We start from the raw sequence: 2,173 nt of genomic DNA on the forward strand, positions 1-2,173 counted from the left end.
CCTGACCACGCTCGTGCGTGTGTTCAAACCTTCCAGTCGCTTCGTTATGTGGGGCGGGCGACCCCTGGCGGTCGCCCGCCCGCCCCCCAAGCCCCGGTGAGGCCCCCGACGCCTCACCAGGGACAGCCTCCGGTCAAATTGGGCCGCCTTCTGGATCGGGTAGTGGTCCCGGAACAGGATCGGTCTGTCTGATCCGGTGGTCATTGGGTGCTCGTCATTCGCGGCCGAGATACCGGCGTCGGTGGTCGTGATGTGGTGCTTGGTCATTGTGGATGCCCTTCTGATCGGGATGGGCAAGAGCCACGTGAGGTAGCGTGGCACGCTGAGTGCGCGTGCCGCTTCGCTGCTAGCCAGCAGTTGCGCCTACCGCAGGCTGCAATTCCGGGATTCCGGCTAGCTGCAATTGACTTGGTCAGCGCCCCTTTGATAAGCGAGATCGCTCCCCCGTCTCCCGACTCCTGAGGAGGTCCCGACACCCCACCAGGCACACGCTTCCGCCACGTTTCCCCGAGTCATAGGCGTACACATGCAAACACTGCGTATCGCTTAGCGACCAAAAGCACGTGACCTGTAGGACTCCGTTGCCTAATTAATTTGCGCTGGTCATCCCTGAAGGAGTGGGGCCTACCGAGACCCTGCCAGCGGCGCTGGAAGCGCTGGCCGCGGCTGCCCCGGACAGGCTGGCCAGCCGGATTGACGCCGACTGGGTGCAACGTTACGACGCCCGAGCTGGCTCGTATCGCCTCCCCGCCGGAGACCGGCCCGGAAGCTGCGACAGCGCAGTTCGAACTGAGCACGCTCGACGCGATCGCAACCGTGCACCACGTGCTACCGGGCATGACCGAACACGGGCGCGGCACGGTTCTGCTGACCACCGGAGTTTCGTCCACGGTTCCCGCTCTGTTCCTGGGCAACGTCGGTCTCGCGATGGCGGGCTTGCGGAACTGGGCGCTCGCATTGCACATCGAACTCGCGCCACGCGGAATCCACGCCCGGCGGTCACGATCGCCACCGGTGTCTCGGCGGAGAACGCCGACTCCATCGGGGACCGACATCGCCGCACGCAACCAGGCGAAGGGCAGCCGGGTTCGAGATGAGATCAGGAAGGCCACGAGCAGCGGACGGTCGACCTCGCGGACTTGGACCTCGCGAACCTCGCATCCGTGCGGGAGGCAGCGGCGACAGTGCTGGACCGCTGGGACCGGCTCGACCTCCTCGTCTGCGCCGCGCGCGAAAGGTGGCCTCGACTCCGACGACCTGATGATGGCCAAGGGGAAGTTGCGGCCCACTCTCGCCTACAACTGGTCGAAGCTGACGAACATCCTCTACACCCGTGAGTTTGCCCGCCAACTCGAGGGATCAGGCGTGGACGTCAACGTTGCCCACCCCGGAGCGGTCGACACACCGATGGTGCGGGCGTTGTTCGACTACCCGGCCGTGCGCAACTATTGCCCCTGATTCGCCGCGCGCGCTCATCTCTCCCGACGACGCCGTCACCGGCCTGCTACGGGTGGCGCTCGACCCGTCGCTCGCGAACACGAGTGGCCGGTACTACGAACGAGGGCTGCTCGCGGAGCCGGGGGCCATGGCCAGTGACGACGACGCAGCGCAACGATTGTGGTCCGTCACCGACCAGCTCACAGGCCCTCAGCCTGACAAAGAGGGCACGCTTGGCACCGCATGCGCGGACTGAGCGCGCCCGCCCGGTGCCGTTCTTTGGTTGCCTATCTGACGTCTCCTCCTCATATTTCCCCCTCTCGGGTAGCAGTCGTCACCGAGGATGGTGCCGACGACTGCTAGGGCTGTGCAGTGCGGAGAGTGAGGTCAAGTGGGAGGTAGTTCCGGCAGGGGAGTGTTAGGTCAGTGGTTGAAAGTGTCGACGTGTGTTGCCGAAGCCGGTGTCGCTCTTCTTCGCTGAGTCCGCCCCACACCCCGTTGCGCTGGCCGGTGTCTAGCGCCCAAGCCAGGCATTCGCTGGTGACTGGGCAGCGGTGGCAGACGGATTTGGCCGTGCTGAGCTGTTCAAGCGCAGATTTGGTGGTGCCGGTGGGGAAGAACAGCTCTGGGTCCTCGTCGCGACAGCTCGCGCGATGCCGCCAGTTCATGTCGATCGTTTCCGTTTCGGTGCTCCTGGCCGGGGCGGAGGTGGGACGGCGGCGTTTTCGGTGTTGGG

Annotated in this window: 2 protein-coding genes; one reads left to right on the top strand and one right to left on the bottom strand. The window is 65.4% G+C overall.

What is annotated here, in order from left to right:
- The first annotated feature begins 693 nt into the window (after window positions 1-693).
- Window positions 694-1,458, top strand: a complete 765-nt coding sequence (locus MOQ72_RS44040) for a Rossmann-fold NAD(P)-binding domain-containing protein (RefSeq protein WP_242192020.1) — start codon at window positions 694-696, stop codon at window positions 1,456-1,458.
- 338 nt (window positions 1,459-1,796) lie between these two features.
- On the opposite strand, the gene MOQ72_RS44045 is transcribed toward MOQ72_RS44040, so the two are convergent.
- Entirely contained in the window at window positions 1,797-2,105 is a 309-nt protein-coding gene (locus tag MOQ72_RS44045) for a WhiB family transcriptional regulator (RefSeq protein WP_242192021.1), read from the bottom strand.
- Window positions 2,106-2,173: the final 68 nt, after the last annotated feature.

The sequence above is a fragment of the Saccharopolyspora soli genome (genome assembly GCF_022678645.1).
Lineage (GTDB): Bacteria > Actinomycetota > Actinomycetes > Mycobacteriales > Pseudonocardiaceae > Saccharopolyspora > Saccharopolyspora soli.